The organism is Shewanella sp. Isolate7 (assembly GCF_022398425.1).
In the GTDB taxonomy this organism is placed as follows: domain Bacteria; phylum Pseudomonadota; class Gammaproteobacteria; order Enterobacterales; family Shewanellaceae; genus Shewanella.
In genome coordinates, this window is the sequence record NZ_JAKEVJ010000035.1 from 1 (window position 1) to 17,316 (window position 17,316).

15 protein-coding genes are annotated in these 17,316 nt (G+C 53.8%); 8 read left to right on the forward strand and 7 right to left on the reverse strand.

Features of this window, described 5'->3' with window-relative positions; genetic code table 11:
• Positions 1-418: 418 nt before the first annotated feature.
• The 4 genes from L1D47_RS10535 to L1D47_RS10550 all read right to left on the reverse strand — a co-directional run bounded on the left by L1D47_RS10535 (position 419) and on the right by L1D47_RS10550 (position 4,344).
• Complete coding sequence (locus L1D47_RS10535; protein ID WP_239884685.1) at positions 419-796, reverse strand: hypothetical protein; 378 nt, start codon at positions 794-796, stop codon at positions 419-421.
• Between the two features lie 15 nt (positions 797-811).
• Complete coding sequence (locus tag L1D47_RS10540) at positions 812-1,573, reverse strand: hypothetical protein (protein WP_239884687.1); 762 nt, start codon at positions 1,571-1,573, stop codon at positions 812-814.
• 782 nt (positions 1,574-2,355) lie between these two features.
• Entirely contained in the window at positions 2,356-4,005 is a 1,650-nt protein-coding gene (groL, locus tag L1D47_RS10545) for a chaperonin GroEL (protein ID WP_239884689.1), read from the reverse strand.
• 48 nt (positions 4,006-4,053) lie between these two features.
• The gene (locus L1D47_RS10550; protein ID WP_033539005.1) at positions 4,054-4,344 is read right to left on the reverse strand and encodes a co-chaperone GroES; all 291 of its coding nucleotides are present in this window, start codon (positions 4,342-4,344) and stop codon (positions 4,054-4,056) included.
• Positions 4,345-4,571: 227 nt separating this feature from the next.
• Here L1D47_RS10550 and L1D47_RS10555 point away from each other — a divergent pair, with 227 nt between their 5' ends.
• On the forward strand, positions 4,572-5,939 hold the full coding sequence (locus tag L1D47_RS10555) for an MATE family efflux transporter (RefSeq protein ID WP_239884691.1): 1,368 nt from the start codon (positions 4,572-4,574) through the stop codon (positions 5,937-5,939).
• Positions 5,940-6,098: 159 nt separating this feature from the next.
• On the opposite strand, the gene L1D47_RS10560 is transcribed toward L1D47_RS10555, so the two are convergent.
• Positions 6,099-7,043, reverse strand: coding sequence for a LysR family transcriptional regulator (locus tag L1D47_RS10560; RefSeq protein ID WP_239884693.1), 945 nt, complete (start codon positions 7,041-7,043; stop codon positions 6,099-6,101).
• 189 nt (positions 7,044-7,232) lie between these two features.
• Here L1D47_RS10560 and L1D47_RS10565 point away from each other — a divergent pair, with 189 nt between their 5' ends.
• From L1D47_RS10565 to L1D47_RS10585, 5 genes are all read left to right on the forward strand, one after another.
• Entirely contained in the window at positions 7,233-8,315 is a 1,083-nt protein-coding gene (locus L1D47_RS10565) for an efflux RND transporter periplasmic adaptor subunit (RefSeq protein WP_041510879.1), read from the forward strand.
• 3 nt (positions 8,316-8,318) lie between these two features.
• Complete coding sequence (locus L1D47_RS10570; protein WP_239884695.1) at positions 8,319-11,393, forward strand: efflux RND transporter permease subunit; 3,075 nt, start codon at positions 8,319-8,321, stop codon at positions 11,391-11,393.
• 205 nt (positions 11,394-11,598) lie between these two features.
• Complete coding sequence (locus L1D47_RS10575; RefSeq protein ID WP_239884697.1) at positions 11,599-12,009, forward strand: c-type cytochrome domain-containing protein; 411 nt, start codon at positions 11,599-11,601, stop codon at positions 12,007-12,009.
• Positions 12,010-12,102: 93 nt separating this feature from the next.
• Positions 12,103-12,435 (forward strand): hypothetical protein, encoded by a 333-nt coding sequence (locus L1D47_RS10580; RefSeq protein ID WP_239884699.1) that lies wholly within the window; start codon positions 12,103-12,105, stop codon positions 12,433-12,435.
• A gap of 78 nt (positions 12,436-12,513) precedes the next feature.
• A complete protein-coding gene (locus L1D47_RS10585) occupies positions 12,514-12,879 on the forward strand; it encodes a hypothetical protein (RefSeq protein WP_239884701.1) in 366 nt (121 codons plus the stop codon).
• A gap of 67 nt (positions 12,880-12,946) precedes the next feature.
• Here the strand turns inward: L1D47_RS10585 and L1D47_RS10590 are convergent, their stop codons facing one another.
• Complete coding sequence (locus L1D47_RS10590) at positions 12,947-13,255, reverse strand: hypothetical protein (RefSeq protein ID WP_345778764.1); 309 nt, start codon at positions 13,253-13,255, stop codon at positions 12,947-12,949.
• A 450-nt stretch (positions 13,256-13,705) separates the two neighbouring features.
• Here L1D47_RS10590 and L1D47_RS10595 point away from each other — a divergent pair, with 450 nt between their 5' ends.
• Together L1D47_RS10595 and L1D47_RS10605 are read left to right on the forward strand one after the other, a co-directional pair.
• Complete coding sequence (locus L1D47_RS10595) at positions 13,706-14,011, forward strand: hypothetical protein (protein WP_239884703.1); 306 nt, start codon at positions 13,706-13,708, stop codon at positions 14,009-14,011.
• Between the two features lie 244 nt (positions 14,012-14,255).
• The gene (locus L1D47_RS10605; RefSeq protein WP_239884732.1) at positions 14,256-14,510 is read left to right on the forward strand and encodes a hypothetical protein; all 255 of its coding nucleotides are present in this window, start codon (positions 14,256-14,258) and stop codon (positions 14,508-14,510) included.
• A 233-nt stretch (positions 14,511-14,743) separates the two neighbouring features.
• Here L1D47_RS10605 and L1D47_RS10610 read toward each other — a convergent pair whose 3' ends face one another.
• Entirely contained in the window at positions 14,744-17,143 is a 2,400-nt protein-coding gene (locus L1D47_RS10610; RefSeq protein ID WP_239884705.1) for a zinc-dependent metalloprotease, read from the reverse strand.
• Positions 17,144-17,316 lie beyond the last annotated feature (173 nt).

The following is a 17,316-nucleotide window of genomic DNA, read 5'->3' on the forward strand; positions in this document are numbered from 1 at the left end:
CCGAAAAAGGAGGCCATTGCTGTACGACTTAGTGGTTAACCTTCGCCAAAACCTACTGAAAATGTTTTATCCATATATTTACCCCTTTTACGCACTTTGAAGCCCTACTGAGATGCGGAAGCTACTGCTATCAAAAGCTTTGAATTTAAGGCAAGAATAGCAGCAAAAAATGCTCTATAGCAACAAAAATCTTCGCAAAATGTCCTAAAGGACCGTTACATTTACAAAGACACAACCACCTAACCTTGACGAACAAAACTTTTAGATAACGTCTTCATTTTAAACACACTTTTCGTGCTATGAATTTTGTTGATAATTATCCATCTCTACAACATTCAAACTAAAGCACACATTCAACTTACATAGCCCGAATGGAAAAATTATGCCACTCAACAACTCAAAACGCTATCATGTTGTTTTACTTAAATATATCATCAATTAACTCACTATACTTAGCAACCATTTTTAACGAAGCTACAGCAAGACTCTCATTGAAATCTTTATCAATATCATAGTCAGCCAACTTACGTTCCGATTTCGCTTGATTCAGCATGTAAGCCACACGTTTACAACCAAAAGCATCCTTTTTCTCAAGTCTACTAGCATCATTTTTCAGATACTCAATCAAGTCTTGATGAGTACCAGTGCCAGCATATGTATAATGAGACAATGCTTTCACTGTTTTATGATACATTGAGTAATATGCTCTTCCAGAGCACATTCTCCAGCCAATCTCTTTCCCTAAATCTTTGTTGTACAGCGCAACTTCTTTAAAGCACACATCTGTAACTGACATTTTCCTAATATTCCTTTATTCTTCAAGGCCAGACATAAAAGTAACGACTATGTTAGGAGAGAGCCCCTTTTCTACAGCTGTGAACGCAAGTTCAATTTTGGCATCAATGATATCATCTTCAGTAACATTCTCATTCGAGCCAACAAAATAGACAACACTCAGCACTTGCTCTCTTGAACAAAAAGATGCTTCTTGGGATAAAATTCTCATATAAGGTTTAGCTGAAAAGATGGTGTCGACTAGTTGACCATATTCCTTTATGGCGCCTTCAGTAATGCCGACATCAACCATTCGCTCATGATTCTCAACATACATACTGACAATCTCCTCAAAGAACTCTAAGTCTTCAGCTTGTAACTTCTGTAGAGTTTTAAGTGTAGCCGCTAACTCTTCTATATCAAGAGATAGGTAATACACATAAGCAGCCTGCTTGAGTAAGCCTATAGAGTTAGAGTTTTTAGAATATTTTTCTAAAATCGACTTTGCGAATGAAAAATCATTCAAAAAAATAGAGGCCGTGACGAAGTTTTCAACGGTTAGCTCGTCGTATCCAATACGCAATGACGTATCAAAATTACGAATACAATCTTCTTTTCTAAAGCACTGACAATCTAACATTCCCTTCAGCATGAACTTTTCAGCATCATTTGGAATTTTATTTATCTGTCTTAACGCCCTAGCCCTTTCCATGTCAGACATTAAGGTCTGTTTGGTTCTGTAAAGAGAAAAATCTTTAACCAAATCAGCTCCAATCGTAGCTGGATTAGCTACCACCATATAAGCATCCTATTCTTACACAACAAAACATCACTAAAATTCAGGGCAAGCATTCTATTCTGATAAACAGCTTAGCACAACCTTCTTGTTCAAAAATCAGACTACTCACTCACTTTTATCAACATTACCTCTTTCAAAAAATCTAGCCCCCCCTCAATTAAAATCCTGAGTAAACCAACTTACACGGTACAGCTAATTCAGTCAATTTTGCCCCCGGAGCACGACAAGCTCCAACCAACTACCTTATGACATAGACAGACATGGACGAAACTAACCCCAAAGCTAGATCCTTCACAAGAATAAGCTTGAAATGATACAGCCGCCCTTTTGAAAACTCCACAAATACGAAAGAAAACCTTTCTCTGGAAAAGCCTTGTGTTTAGTTTTTTCAACTTAATATCAATACACTAAAACATGGCAGGTATCTGCATTTGGTTAGGCGTTAAAGCAAGCTATAAAGGAAACAAGTCCCTCGCCGCGACGTTTAGCTGTCTGCTAACACCTTAAAAGCATGTGGTAACACAACGCCGCTCACTCACCACAAAGCAAATCCCCTCTTAGTATTTCCATATACTCCGGGGATAATCATTTCCATATGAAAAAGCCCCGATACTGTTAGGTATCGGGGCTTTAATTTTTACGTTCTAAGCTTCTGAGCTTAAGACCAGCAGAGCATTTTACGTGGTATAAATCTTGTTAGAGCAAGGCGCTTTACCGCGACGTTTAGTGTACTAAACGAGTGGTGAAGCAACGCAGCTATCACAGATTTAGGCCCGTAAAATTTACATCATGCCCATGCCGCCCATACCACCCATACCGCCGCCCATGCCGCCCATATCGCCGGCACCAGCTTCTTGTGGAATCTCACCCACCATAGCTTCGGTAGTGATCATCAGACCCGCGATAGATGAAGCGAACTGTAGCGCGCTACGAGTCACCTTAGTTGGGTCAAGGATACCCATCTCTAGCATGTCACCGTATACGTCGCTACCAGCGTTGTAACCATAGTTACCTGAGCCGTTCTTAACGTTGTTGGCAACCACTGAGGCTTCTTCACCTGCGTTAGTGGCGATCTGACGAAGTGGCGCTTCCATGGCGCGCAGTGCGATAGTCACACCATGCTTCTGGTCTTCGTTAGCCACTTCAACTTCACCGATCTTAGAGGCAACGCGAACCAGGGCAACACCACCACCGGCAACCACACCTTCTTCAACGGCGGCGCGAGTCGCGTGTAGTGCATCTTCTACGCGAGCCTTCTTCTCTTTCATTTCGACTTCGGTGGCTGCGCCAACCTTGATCACTGCAACACCGCCGGCCAGCTTAGCCATACGCTCTTGTAGCTTCTCTCTGTCGTAGTCAGAAGTAGACTCTTCTGCCTGGATCTTGATTTGTGCAACACGGGCAGAGATCTGCTCTTGCTCGCCGGTACCGTCGATGATGGTGGTGTCATCTTTGGTGATCACGACGCGCTTAGCCGTACCCAGATCTTCCAGAGTGGCTTTTTCAAGCTCTAGACCGATCTCTTCGGCAATTACCGTACCGCCAGTCAGGATAGCGATATCTTGTAGCATCGCCTTACGACGGTCACCGAAACCAGGTGCCTTAACCGCAGCAACCTTAACGATACCGCGCATGTTGTTCACCACCAGAGTCGCTAGGGCTTCGCCTTCAACGTCTTCGGCGATGATCATCAGTGGCTTACCAGTTTTCGCCAGACCTTCAAGGATTGGCAGTAGCTCACGGATGTTAGAGATCTTCTTGTCAACCAATAGGATGTATGGGTTTTCAAGTTCAACGCTGCCGGTTTCTGGCTTGTTGATGAAGTATGGAGACAGGTAACCGCGGTCGAACTGCATACCTTCAACCACGTCTAGTTCGTTCTCTAGTGCCTGACCTTCTTCAACGGTGATCACGCCTTCTTTACCCACGCGCTCCATCGCAGTTGCGATGATTTCGCCGATAGACTCGTCAGAGTTAGCAGAGATGGTACCTACCTGAGCGATAGCCTTAGTGTCGCTACACTCTTGAGACAGTGTCTTCAGCTCGGCAACGGCAGCTACAACCGCCTTGTCGATACCGCGCTTAAGATCCATTGGGTTCATGCCAGCGGCAACGGCTTTCAGACCTTCGGTCACGATAGCTTGCGCCAGTACGGTTGCAGTGGTGGTACCGTCACCGGCGGCGTCGTTGGCTTTAGAAGCAACTTCTTTCACCATCTGCGCGCCCATGTTTTCGAACTTGTCTTCCAGCTCGATCTCTTTAGCTACCGATACACCGTCTTTGGTGATCAGCGGCGCGCCGAAGCTCTTGTCGAGCACCACGTTACGGCCTTTAGGGCCCAGGGTCACTTTAACTGCGTTAGCCAGTACGTTTACGCCCGCAAGCATTTTTACGCGAGCGTCATTGCCAAATAAAACTTCTTTAGCTGCCATGTTCTGTATCCTTTAATAAAATTCTGGTTAAACGGGATATTGAGTGGATTATTCCACTACAGCCATTAAATCTGATTCAGAAAGGATCAAGACCTCTTCACCGTCGATCTTCTCTTTCTTCACGCCATAACCTTCGTTGAAGATCACTATGTCGCCCACTTTTACGTCGAGTGGTTGCACAGTGCCATTTTCAAGAATTCGGCCATTGCCTACAGCAAGAACTTCACCGCGAGTTGACTGCTCGGCTGCACTACCTGTGAGTACGATGCCACCGGCTGATTTTGATTCAACTTCAGAACGCTTAACAATGACGCGGTCATGTAATGGACGAATATTCATCTACGGACTCTCCTAATGATTTTTTTGCCCAACAAACGTTGGCGGTTTATCAAAAAAAAGTGCGGCGACTTCGCTTTCGCCGCGGGATGTTCGATATATGGGGATGGGGTTGCTAAGATCCAAGGGCTTTACAAAAAAAATCTGATTTTTTTTTAACTGGGTTTTATAAAAGATCAGCCATTCCTGATAGAATTGCCCTCCTTCTGTTACCTAGGCATTCCACTTACATGAGAGACAGACACGGGCTGCTCAGTCAGCCAATCGGTCGTGTACTGCTAAATATGAGCCTCCCGAACCTGATTGGTATTCTCACCATTCTTGGGTTCAGCCTTGTAGACACTTTTTTTATCAGCCAGTTAGGCACAGAAGCCCTGGCCGCCATCAGCTTTACCTTTCCGGTCACCCTGATTGTTTCCAGCATCGCCATCGGTATAGGCGCCGGGGTATCGACCAATTTAGGGCGCCTCATCGGCAGCGGCAACAGCCCCAAGGCAAGGGTGTTTCTGCATGACGCCCTGCTGATCACCTTCTGGCTGATCGCCGCCATCTCGCTGCTGGGCAGCCTGTTTATCGGCCCGCTGTTTAGCCTGCTGGGGGCCAACGAACTCAGCCTGCCGCTGATCCGCGACTATATGTTTCTCTGGTATCTGGGGGCGCCGCTGCTGGTGCTCTTGATGGTGGGTAACCAGGGGCTGCGCGCCACGGGCGATACCAAATCACCGGCCAAGATCATGGCGCTGGCGGCGCTGATCAATCTGGTGCTCGACCCCTTGCTGATCTTCGGCATAGGCCCCTTCCCACGGCTGGAAATTCAGGGCGCGGCCATCGCCACCCTGATCTCCTGGGTGGTGGCGCTGTCCTTGTCGGGATACCTTTTGATCATCAAACGTAACCTGGTGGACTTTGCCGAATTTAATCTGCAGCGGATTCACTGCAACTGGCGCCAGCTGGCCCATATCGCCCAACCGGCGGCGCTGATGAACCTGCTCAACCCAGTGGCTAACGCCATCATCATGGCCATGCTGGCCCGCATCGACCACAGCGCGGTGGCGGCCTTCGGCGCCGGTACCCGTCTTGAATCTGTACTGCTGATCGCCGTGATGGCGCTCTCCTCCAGCTTGGTACCCTTCATTGCCCAAAACCTGGGGGCGGGACAGACCCAGCGCGCCCGCGACGCCCTCATGTTGTCGCTGCGATTCGTGTTGGTGTTTCAGACGCTGATCTATTTGCCGCTGGCGCTGCTGGCGACCCCAATCGCCCAGCTGTTCAGTAAAGACCCGCAGGTGATCGAGTGGCTCAGCTTCTACATTATCGCCCTGCCCGCCGCCTATGGCCCGCTGGGGATGGTGATCCTCACAGCCACCTCGCTCAACGCCTACCACAGGCCCATGAGCTCATTGGTGCTTAACCTCTGCCGCCTGTTTCTGCTGCTGTTGCCGCTGGCGGCACTGGGCTCATACCTAGGCGGCGTTAAGGGTCTGCTGCTGGCACTGCCTATTACCAATGCCGTGATGGGGATCGCCTGTTATATCCTGGCCAGTCGCATCACAGAGCCTGACACCACGCCTGAGCATGTGGAGATCTACAAGCGTTAGCGCCTCCGCCATGTTTGGCAAAGGTTTTCTAAGCGGGATTGAGTCGCGGGGGATGGTGTTTTAGCTGGTATGGTCGGTAGTACTGGCAGTGATACCGGAGAGCCTGATGATGGCTCCCGGTTATCGGCCTTCTCGAGCCGAGTTGTCATCAATGCCAGCTTAGGAAAGCGGCTTGATCACCCCCTTGGTTCTAGCTTCGCGGTCACAGGCACCGTTTTGAATGCACTCCTCTAACGCCCGCATCATGTGGTCGATAAAGCGTTGGCTGGCCAGGCTGATGAAGCGCCGCGACGGGTAGACCAGGAAGCACTTGCCCTCATAGGGTTCAATATCTTCAAATAGCATCACCAGCTTGCCCTGCTCCACATACTCCTGGGCTATCGGCAGCGGCATCATAGAGATCCCCCGCCCCATGAGGGTCGCTTCTAAACAGGTATCCAGGCTGTTGACGCAAAGGTTGCCCGACACCGACAATATCCTGTCTTTACCGAAGGGGACTTCGTTGAAGATCCGCCCGTTGGGGTAGCGAAACAAAATCGCGTTGTGCTCCGACAACTCCTCTGGTTTAGTGGGATGGCCTGCACGCTTCAAATACTCTGGACTGGCAAAGAAGTGCACGGTTTCGGTGATCAGGTGGCGGGCCACCATCTCATTTTCGTTAAAGGCATCCTCGAGCATGAAGGCCAGATCGATATTGTTGCGGATCATATCCTTGGGCTCTGAGCTAACGATGATCTCCACCGTCAGCGCCGGATTGAGATCCATAAACGCAAAGATGGCATGAGTGATATAGAGGATCTCGGGAATGGGGAAGATCAGGATGCGCAGGTGTCCAGACACTGCAGCCTCGCCCCCCGACAGCTCTGAGAAGGTCTGCTCCAGGGTCGCCAGTAAGGGAGTGGTTTTATTGTAGAAATGGCTGCCGGATGCGGTGAGGGTCATGGCCCGGCTCTGGCGATGAAACAGCTTCACATTGAGCTCATCTTCCAGCGCCTGCAGACGGCGACTCAGTGTCGATTTAGGCACATTGAGTATATCGGCCGCCTCGACCAGGCTACCCGTCTCGACGATGCGGTGGAACAAGGCAATATCTTCGGTTTTCATCACTGACTCACTAACACGCTAAACCTGATTGCCTATTACTTTGCACACACACGTCAGGGTAAATCAAGTCAATATCGTTTCATTTTTTGGAACTCATGCTTCCACATAATTCCATTTTAATAGATGTATCTCGCTGCTATCTTAGCCAGCCATGAGATACACCTTGTCACAATTAACGGAGTTTACGATATGAAACCCCTGACAACCTCACTTTCACTACTCGTAATGACTCTAGTACTTGCCGGTTGCAGCACAGAATCTGCCGAGATAACCCCGCCCAGCGTGCGCCCCGTTAAGCTGCTGGAGATCGCCGAGCTAGGTAGCGGCACCCTGAGAAGCTTCCCCGCAAAGGTGGCCGCCACTAAGCAGGCCGAGCTCTCCTTCCGCCTGTCGGGTCAGCTGGTCGAATTCACCCTGGTGGATGGTCAGCGTGTCACCAAGGGCGAGGTGCTGGCGCGTCTGGATGACAGAGATGCCCGCAATAACCTGCTCAACCGCGAGGCGGATCATGAGCTGGCCCAGGCCGACTTTAACCGTAAGGGCGAGCTGCTGCGCCAGGCGCTGATCTCCCAGGCGGAATATGACTTAGCCAAGGCACAGCTGAAATCCAGCGCCGCCAACCTGGCCAGCGCCCAGGATCAGCTAAGCTATACGGTGATCAAGGCGCCCTTTAGCGGCACGGTCGCCAAGACCAAGATAGAGAATTTCCAGATAGTGCAGGCCAACCAGCCGATTCTGGTGCTACAGAAAGATCGTTTCATCGACGTGGTGATCCAGGTGCCCGAGTCGCTGGCCAGCCGCGTGACCTCCTTTAATCCCCATTCGCCTTCGCTGCCCATGGTGACCTTTAGCAACCATCCAGAGCAGCAATATGCGGCGCGTCTCAAGGAGTTCGCCACCCAGGTCACTCCGGGTACCCAGAGCTATGAGGTGGTGTTTACCCTGCCGACCCCGACCGAATTTAGCGTACTGCCGGGCATGAGCGCCCAGCTGGTGCTGGATATCGCCGGTCCCGATGCCGACAAGAAGAGCGCCATAGTACCGCCGAGCGCCGTGCTCAAGCGAGATCAGGACGGCACGCCTATCGTTTGGACCTATGATCTGGGCACAGGCCAGGTGAGTTCCCGCGAGGTGAGCCTGGGTAAGGTCACCAGTGAGGGCATAGAGATCACTCAGGGCCTGACGGTGGGCGACCGTGTGGTGGTCGCAGGTGTGGCCCAGCTCAGCGAGCATCAACAGGTCAAGCCTCTGCGCTGGCAACGAGGTGTTTAACCGATGAATTTTGCCGAGTATTCGATCACCCACAAGGTGATCAGTTGGATGTTTGCCCTGCTACTCCTGATTGGCGGCAGCCTGTCGTTCCTCAGCCTGGGGCAGCTTGAATTTCCCGAATTTACCATCAAGGAGGCGCTGGTTGTCACCGCCTACCCTGGTGCCTCGCCCGAGCAGGTGGAAGAAGAGGTCACCCTGCCGCTGGAAGACGCGCTGCAGCAGCTCGATGGGGTGAAGCATATCACCTCGATCAACAGCGCCGGCCTGTCGCAGATCCAGATTGAGATGGAAGACAAGTATGACGCCGAGAAGCTGCCGCAGATCTGGGATCTGGTGCGCCGCAAGGTAAGCGATACCCAGGGGAGTCTGCCCAGTGGTGCCATGACGCCTCAGGTGATCGACGACTTCGGCGATGTTTACGGCATACTACTCAACCTCAGCGGCGACGGCTACAGCGAGCGCGAGCTGGAAAACTACGCCGACTTTCTGCGCCGTGAGCTGGTATTGGTCGACGGCATCAAGCGGGTCAATATCGCCGGTATTGTCGACCAGCAGGTGGTGGTGGAGATCTCCACCCAGAAGATCAACGCCCTGGGCCTGAACCAGGACTATATCTATGGCCTGATCAACAGCCAGAACGTGGTCTCCAACGCGGGTAGCATACGCGTGGGCGACAACCGTATCCGTATCCATCCCACGGGCGAGTTCGACAGCGTCGAGGCGCTATCGCGCCTGGTGGTGAGCGCGCCCGGTAGCGCCAAGCTTATCTACCTGGGAGATATCGCCAACATCTACAAGGCGATGGATGAGACCCCGAGCAACCTGTATCACAGCGGCGGCAATCATGCGTTGTCTGTGGGCATCGCCTTCTCCAGCGGCGTCAACGTGGTCAAGGTGGGTGAGGCGGTCAACCTAAAGATGATGGCGCTCGACGACGAGCTGCCGGTGGGTATGACGCTCACGACCGTCTACGACCAGAGCAAGATGGTGGATCAGACCATCAACGGTTTTTTGGTGAACCTGGCGGAATCGATCGCCATCGTCATCGGCGTGCTGCTGATCTTCATGGGGCTGAGATCTGGCCTGCTGATGGGGCTGGTGCTGCTGCTCACCATCCTCGGTACCTTCATCATAATGCAGGTGCTCAACATCGAGCTACAGATCATCTCGCTGGGGGCGTTGATCATCGCCCTGGGGATGTTGGTGGATAACGCCATCGTGGTGACCGAAGGGATCATCATCGGCCTCAAGCGCGGTCAGACACGCCTGGAGACCGCCAAGCAGGTGATCACCCAGACCCAATGGCCACTGCTGGGGGCGACCGTGATTGCCATCATCGCCTTCGCGCCAATCGGTCTATCGGACAACGCCACGGGTGAGTTCTGTATCTCCCTGTTTCTGGTGCTGCTGATCTCCCTGTTTATCAGCTGGATCACCGCCATGACACTGACCCCCTTCTTCTGCGATCTGCTGTTTAAGGATGGCGAGATCCCGGACGAGGCCGATAGCGACCCCTACAAGGGTTGGCTGTTCCAGCTCTATCGTGGCAGCCTGAGCCTGGCGATGCGTTTCCGCGGTCTGACCCTGCTGGTCGTGCTGCTGGCCTTAGTCGGCTCTGTCATGGGTTTTGGTCAGGTGAAGAACGTCTTCTTCCCGGCCTCTAACACGCCTATCTTCTTCGTGGATGTGTGGATGCCAGAGGGCAGCGACATCAAGGCCACCGAGGCATTGCTGGGCCGCATAGAGCAAGACCTGATGGCCGAGCAACACAAGCAAGATGCCGGTCTGGTGAACATCACCAGCGTGGTCGGCCAGGGTGCCCAGCGCTTCGTGCTGCCCTATGTGCCGGAGAAGGGCTATGCCGCCTATGGTCAGCTGCTGATCGAGATGAGCAACCTGGAGACCCTCAACGCCTATATGCGCAGGCTCGAGCAGGATCTGGTACAGCATTATCCCGAGGCGGAATATCGCTTCAAGTATATGGAGAATGGCCCAAGCCCGGCGGCCAAGATAGAGGCGCGCTTCTACGGCGAAGACCCTGAGGTACTGCGGCAGTTGGCCCAGCAGGCCAGCGAGATCTTCCTCGCCGAGCCGAGCGCCACCAGCGTGCGCCACAACTGGCGTAATCAGGTGACCCTGGTACGGCCGCAGTTGGCGCTGGCTCAGGCCCGCGAAACCGGCATCAGCAAGCAAGACCTGGATAATGCCCTGCTAACAAACTTCAGCGGCAAGCAGGTAGGCCTGTACCGCGAGAACAGCCACCTATTGCCGATTATCGCCCGGGCACCGGCCGATGAGCGTCTCAATGCCGACAGCATCTCGGCGCTGCAGGTGTGGAGCACTGAAAACAATGTGTTCGTGCCCATCTCTCAGGTCGTCAGCGACTTTACCACCGAGTGGGAAAACCCGCTGATCATGCGCCGCGACCGTAAGCGGGTGATCTCCGTGTTGGCCGACCCAGTCAACGGCAGCAACGAGACCGCAGATTCGGTGTTTAGAAAGCTACGTGACAAGGTCGAGGCCATCAGCCTGCCTGCCGGTTATGAACTGGAATGGGGCGGCGAATATGAGACCTCAAGCGAGGCGCAGCAGTCGGTATTTAGCTCGATTCCAATGGGCTATCTGGCGATGTTCCTCATCACTGTGTTGCTGTTTAACTCGGTCAGGCAACCCCTGGTGATCTGGTTTACCGTGCCGCTGGCGCTTATCGGCGTGGTCTCTGGCCTGCTGCTGTTCGACGCCCCCTTCAGCTTCATGGCGCTGCTGGGCCTGCTGAGTCTTACCGGGATGATCATCAAGAACGGTATCGTCCTGGTGGATCAGATAAACCTGGAGCAGAGCCAGGGCAAACAGGCCTATCAGGCGGTGTTCGACTCCTCGGTGAGCCGCGTGCGCCCCGTGTTGATGGCGGCGATCACCACCATGCTGGGGATGATCCCCCTGCTGCCGGACGCCTTCTTCGGCTCCATGGCGATCACCATCATCTTCGGCCTGGGGTTCGCCTCTGTGCTCACTCTGGTGGTGCTGCCGGTAACCTACACGCTAGTGTTCGGCATCAAGGTGCCTAAGCGCGCCTAGGCGGGCTTCACCCCTTTCCAATTCGCTTCCCGGCGTGCCCGGCTCGAAAGAGTCGGGCTTTTTCTTTGGTTCATCTCAGATTAGCGGCAAGCTGACTTTACACCCGCTCACCACAGGCGCCTTGACTCACTCACCACACAGGAGGATCAGGCACGACGGGACTATACTTAAACCGTAAACATTGTAAGGTTATCGGGAGGATACTATGTATGCTCATCACTCCATCGACAGGCGCCTGTTACTGGTAGCGGCACTAGCCACCACGGCGCTACTGGGCTGTGAGCGGCCGGTGAGCTTCTCATCTCAGGTACAGCCCATACTCAACGCCTCCTGCATCAGCTGTCATGCGGGTGCAGGCGAAGGCATGGCAAAAACCCATCTGGCACTGGATAGCTATGAGGGCGTGATGCGCGGCACCCAGCTTGGCCCCGTCGTGGTCCCCGGCAGCGCCGCCTCAAGCACCCTGTACTTGGCGATCGATCACAAGGTCGACAGCAAGATCCAGATGCCCCCTCACCACAGTGATAAATTTGCGCAAGGCCAAGGAAAGCCCCTCAGCAGCGAGCAGATCGCCACGATCAAACGTTGGATAGATGAAGGCGCCAAACAGAACTAGCCTTATACTCTGCTAACCACCGCCTCCGGGCGGTGGCTTTTTACTAAATTCTGTTATCATCAAACTCCCCCTTAAGCCACCGAGTTGAAACCTATGGGTCGTCAGATTTTCCTCTTCTTGTTCGCCGTCAGCCTGGTGACGGGCTGCGTAGCCAAGCCCAGCCAAACAGAGGCGGAGCAACAGCGGCTGGGGGTCATGGTGCAGGCGCTGCAACAGGCTATCGCCGTCCCCTCGCCCGAGCACCTTGAGGTGATCGCCCGCTACGGCACGGATTCGCGCTACTATGTGATGGTGCGTGGCTGGCTGGTGCAGACCTTAAGCGGCGTCGAGAGCCAGCTGGCGGCCAGTGGTGAAGCGGCCCCCGAGGCGATGCACGCCAAGGCCGAGCATCTCAGGGCCGCCATCAGACGTATCGTTCTGGAATAGCTCAGCCCGGATAAAAACACCAATAACGACAGTCCTGTAACCACACGACTCAGCAGCAAACCTTATGAATAGCGCCTTATGAATAAAGCCATCATCGCCACCCTGCTTTCGGCCTTCGTCTGCCCAGGTTCGGGCCACTTCTACCTCAAGCGCTATAACGCAGGCACGCTCATCTCCTGCCTTAGCCTCAGCGGCCTCGCCTACCTCTTATATCAGGCGGTCAGTCGCGCCACGAGTGTGTCGGATAAGATATTATCGGGAGAGCTGCCCCTGGATTATGGCGCCATCTACGCCGCCATCAGCCAGGCACCTCAGGGAAACGAGGCCTTGTGGATCGAGGTGGCTACCTGGGCCTTCATCCTCGGCTGGCTCATCGGCATCCTGGATGCCTATCGCCAGGGTAAGAAGCTGATGCGTGAAGAAGCCCTGGATCAGGAAACATAAACTCTGGCCATAAAAGCTGGCCATAAAAAAGGAGCCTAATCGGCTCCTCGGTGATCTCAAATCATCTTTAGCTCTGTTTGCTTGCCGCCTGGGTTCGCGAGAAATCGTGTTGAGTCGATCTCGGCTCAAGCTCAGTCTCATCGACGGGAGGATTGTCGGCAAAACGATACTCGCTGTTGGCGGCGGTCGTCTTAGAAAAATCGTGATGACTGCTCGATTGCGGCACCAGATTCTGCTTGGCGCCTGGGTTGTCGGCAAAGCGATAATCGGCTCTTGCCGCAGCGGTCTTAGAGAAATCCGGTCTCTCGGCAAACGCCTGAGTAGTAACGAGTAAAGAGGCTAAAGCTAAGGTCGTGCTGGCTAACAACTTCATCATGTACTCCAATCTTATTGACCACAATTAGCTAACAAAGATACTAAGGAAGGTGCGAATAAGTCCCGTGCTTGCTCTGCGTGTGCTTAAAGTGGATAGATGCTAGGCACAGTTTGCAGCGAATGGCCCTAGTCCTTCGCAAGAACTGTAACGCAGCAAATACCGCTGTAAGCCTCGCCCTGCGGGGCTTTGATAGCAACACCATTTCGGCGTTATTCAACTTCAGCAGGCCTCGGCATGCCCTCAGTTGAATGCCTTGAACTGTCGCTGCTATCAAAGCCAGAGCTGTGTGTTACACTTTTTGCAAGCCTCGGCCCCATGCAGCAAATTTGCTATTTAGACGATGCGCTGGGTAAACTGACTGGGGGCCAGCAGGGCAAATATGGCTGGCACGACAAATTAACGCGTTACGGATAACCCTTAGCCCAGCGCTAAGCAGACAAGGAAATGAGCATGTCGCACCTGATCAAACTGGCGGCCCTGATGGCTGCGCTCTATTTCGGCTACCAGCATTGGTTTGCCCCCTACCCGCTACAAACCTACCGCCTGACTTCGGTGCCGGTGAGCCTCGAGCTGCAGCCTGACCCTAAGGTGCTGCACAAGCAAAACACCCAGGTAGAATTCGAGTCCCTCAATACCCAGAAAAACAGCGATGACAAGCTCACCATGTTTGTGATGACCTTTAAGTCGTCGATGGAGCATTTCGAGGCTGAAGATCTGGAGTTCTTGCCCAAGGGTCTGTTTATCTTTCAGGTTTAATTTCTGTTCAATCTAAACGCGTTTTGTATGCGGCGAGAGCCATGCAGCATAGTGGTGCTATGCGAGTGGCGAACAACAAAGTACAAGATGTGTTTAGATGAACCCTACGGGCAGCGTTTGTAGGCGATTTTTACTGCGTTATTGCCTGTTTATGTAGAGCAACTACACCTCACAGGCTCTGCCTTGTATAAACCGCCTACACACTGCTGCAGAAATAAACAGGAAAGGTCAACAGACCCTTTAGATGGACAAATACACCGCCATGGCGGGGCCGGAAGTGGCCAGCATCCTCGAGGAGATGCTCTTAAGCAAAGGCTATATCAATACCAACGGCATGCGTGGCTACGAGGTTGAGATGCGGATGCCCAAGGACGATACCCGCATGCTGCAACACATCTATATTATCGACGACCACCTGCTGCTGTTGATGGCCAGCTATCAGTCCAGCCGCGAAGAGAAGACAGCCCGCAACTTCCTCGATTCGGTGCAGCGCCTCTAATACCCATCACAGTGAGTATGTGATCAGAGATAGCGCGGCAAAAAACCTTGAGAATAAAGCAGGATTTTTAGATAAGCAGTTATTCTACATATAGAAATACATATACCGTAATGAAGGTTTTAACACGCTACAGTGCTCAATTATTACGATTGGTATAATTCCAGCCTATGTGACTCGGCCAAGAAAAAGCCCCGCGATGCGGGGCTTTTTGCTAACGGGTGATATCGACATGCCTAGATGGGCGAGCCCGGCGGCATGGCGAGCGGCTTGTCGATCAGCTTATGCTTGCTCTCTTTCAGCCCCAGCTCTATCCCCTCTAACAACCACTGATAGTGCGCCGACTCATAGTCACTGCTGCGCTTCACCAGACGGCTAAGCTGCTTCTGGGCATAAGCCAGACGGCCCGCCAGCTGCGCCTTCACCTCGGGGGAACTCGCCCCGTCATGGTAACTGGCCAGCAGGGCGTCGATCACCACGGCATTGACCCGCATCCATACCCCCTGCGTCGCCCCATTGGGCGCATCGCTAAACAGGGTCTTAGCCAGCAGCTTATTGACCAGAGTCACCACAGACAGCTGTTCCCTGTCGGCAAAGTAGCCCTGATTGACGCGATTGAGACGCAGAGGCTGCAGCAGCTGCTGACAGGTATGTCGGCTAAGCACCTCGGCCATGCCGAGAGGGTCGATCACCACGCCGGTGGCGCCATCGAAGCTCTCGCGGGTGGCGCCATAGTTGCCCGACTTAGGCACCAGGGCGTCGGTCACCTTAGTCGGCAATGCCAGGGCTTCTGCACTCAGGCCTTGCAGCAGGGTATCCAGCGCGTTCTTTTGCAGCTCGGGCGCCATATAGTGCCAGCTGCGGCCCCCATCCTGGGTGGAGTAGTTGTAGTCACTGCCGCCGATAAACTTGGCCGCAGCTTCGATCTGATAGCGGGTCAGCAGATAGATGGGCACGAAGGCGTCGCGCAGCTCGCCATAGGGCTGGCCCTGCAGCAGCGCGGCATCGCTAAAGTTGTCGATGGCCACCTCGCGCACCTTGGCCAGACGGCTCAGCTCGGCCACAGGATCCTTGCCATTGTCCCACAGGCTGGCATAGGCCTGGCTGGCACCGGCGCGGCGTGAGTCGGCCTCACCTATATATCTCAGCCCCTGGCGCTCCACCGCCTGCATCAACCCGGTCAGCTTGGCCTGTTGCTCCTCGGCGCTAAACTGACCATAGCCATAGGCCACGGTAAACTTATCCCAGGCACCAACGCCTTCATCGTAAGGAGCGGAGATATCTATCTTGCCGCCCTTGAGTGTCACCTTAGGGTGCGGGTAATCCATCACTGAGGCGTTGTCGTTGCTCGACGCGGCGAAGTTATGATCCAGCCCCAGGGTATGGCCCACCTCATGGGCCGACAGCTGGCGAATGCGCGCCAGCGAAAGGTCTGTCACCGCCTGAGCAGCCGCCTCTCTGTCCTCCCAGCCTGCGGTGAGACCGCGGGCGATGAGATGATCTTGCCTGACACGCTGACTGCCCAGGGTCACATGGCCCTTGATGATCTCGCCTGTGCGCGGGTCGGCAATGGCGCTGCCATAAGACCAGCCGCGAGTCGCCCTGTGTACCCACTGGATCACGTTGTAGCGAATATCCTGGGGATCGGCATCTTCCGGCAGCAGCTCCACCTTGAAGCCGTTGATAAAGCCCGCCTCGTTGAAGGCACTCTCCCACCAGCGAGCCCCCTCTAGCAGGGCACTACGAATAGGCTCTGGCACGCCGGGATCCAGATAATAGATGATGGGTTTGACCACCTCACTGGGGGCGTCACCCGGGGTCACCTTCTCTAGGCGATGGCGCAACAGATGGCGCTGCACTATGTCGCTGTCGATCTCCGCGGCATAGTCCAGGTATTCGTCGGACAGGTAACCGCTATTGGGGTGGTAGGTCCTAGGCTGATAGTTATCGTCGGGCAGCGCGACGAAGGAGTAACGCATGCGCAGCGACATCTGCTTACCGTCGGGGGTCACCTGGGCCACCTGAGGCCCGGCCTTGGCGCCCTTGAAGGTGAGCAGCACATCGACATCGCTGTTACGCTCGAAGGACTTAACCCCCTGAGGCAGGATGAGTGAGGTCTCCTTGTCCAGCTGATAATTGCCCTGCTTGGTCTGCTCCAGAGTATCGACTATGCCATGCAGGTCGCGCAGCACCAGATCGTTGATCGCCACCAGCGCCCGCTTGCCCTCAAGTACCTTGCCGCGCCAGAGCACAGACTCGGCGAAGGCCTCTTTGACCGCCCGCTGCTCGGCGCCGTTGTCCGTGGTGGCGCGATAACGGGTGTTAAGCTGTTTCAGGATGAGATAGGGCCCATGGCGTTCAAACTGCACCAGGCGAGTCATGCCCAGTTGGCCGCGATCCAGGCCGATATCGTTAGATCCCACCCCATGGGGCAGGCTGGTCACCAGCAGAAAGGGTTGATTGAGGCGTGAGGCCTCGAGGTAAAGATCGCCCGAACCTTGCTGATAGAAGAGGTTAATAAAGCCTTTAGCGGCCTGACTGCTCTTGATCACCTTAGCGCTGTTTTCGGCGGCGAGTAGGGGACCCGTCGGGACCAGGGTTAAGGCAAGGGCCAGCGCGAGTGTAGAGGGTCTCATGTTATCTCCTTGCTGAGACATTAAATGCGAGACTTAGGGTCTGTTTATTGTTCAAATATTATGCGTCTCGTGAATATCAGTCGCTTAGCTTAACAGGTCTCAATTCTCGCTCAAGTGCAAATAATTCACCCCGGTCTGATTGCCGCGTCAACCTGACCAGCGTCTAGCGTGTC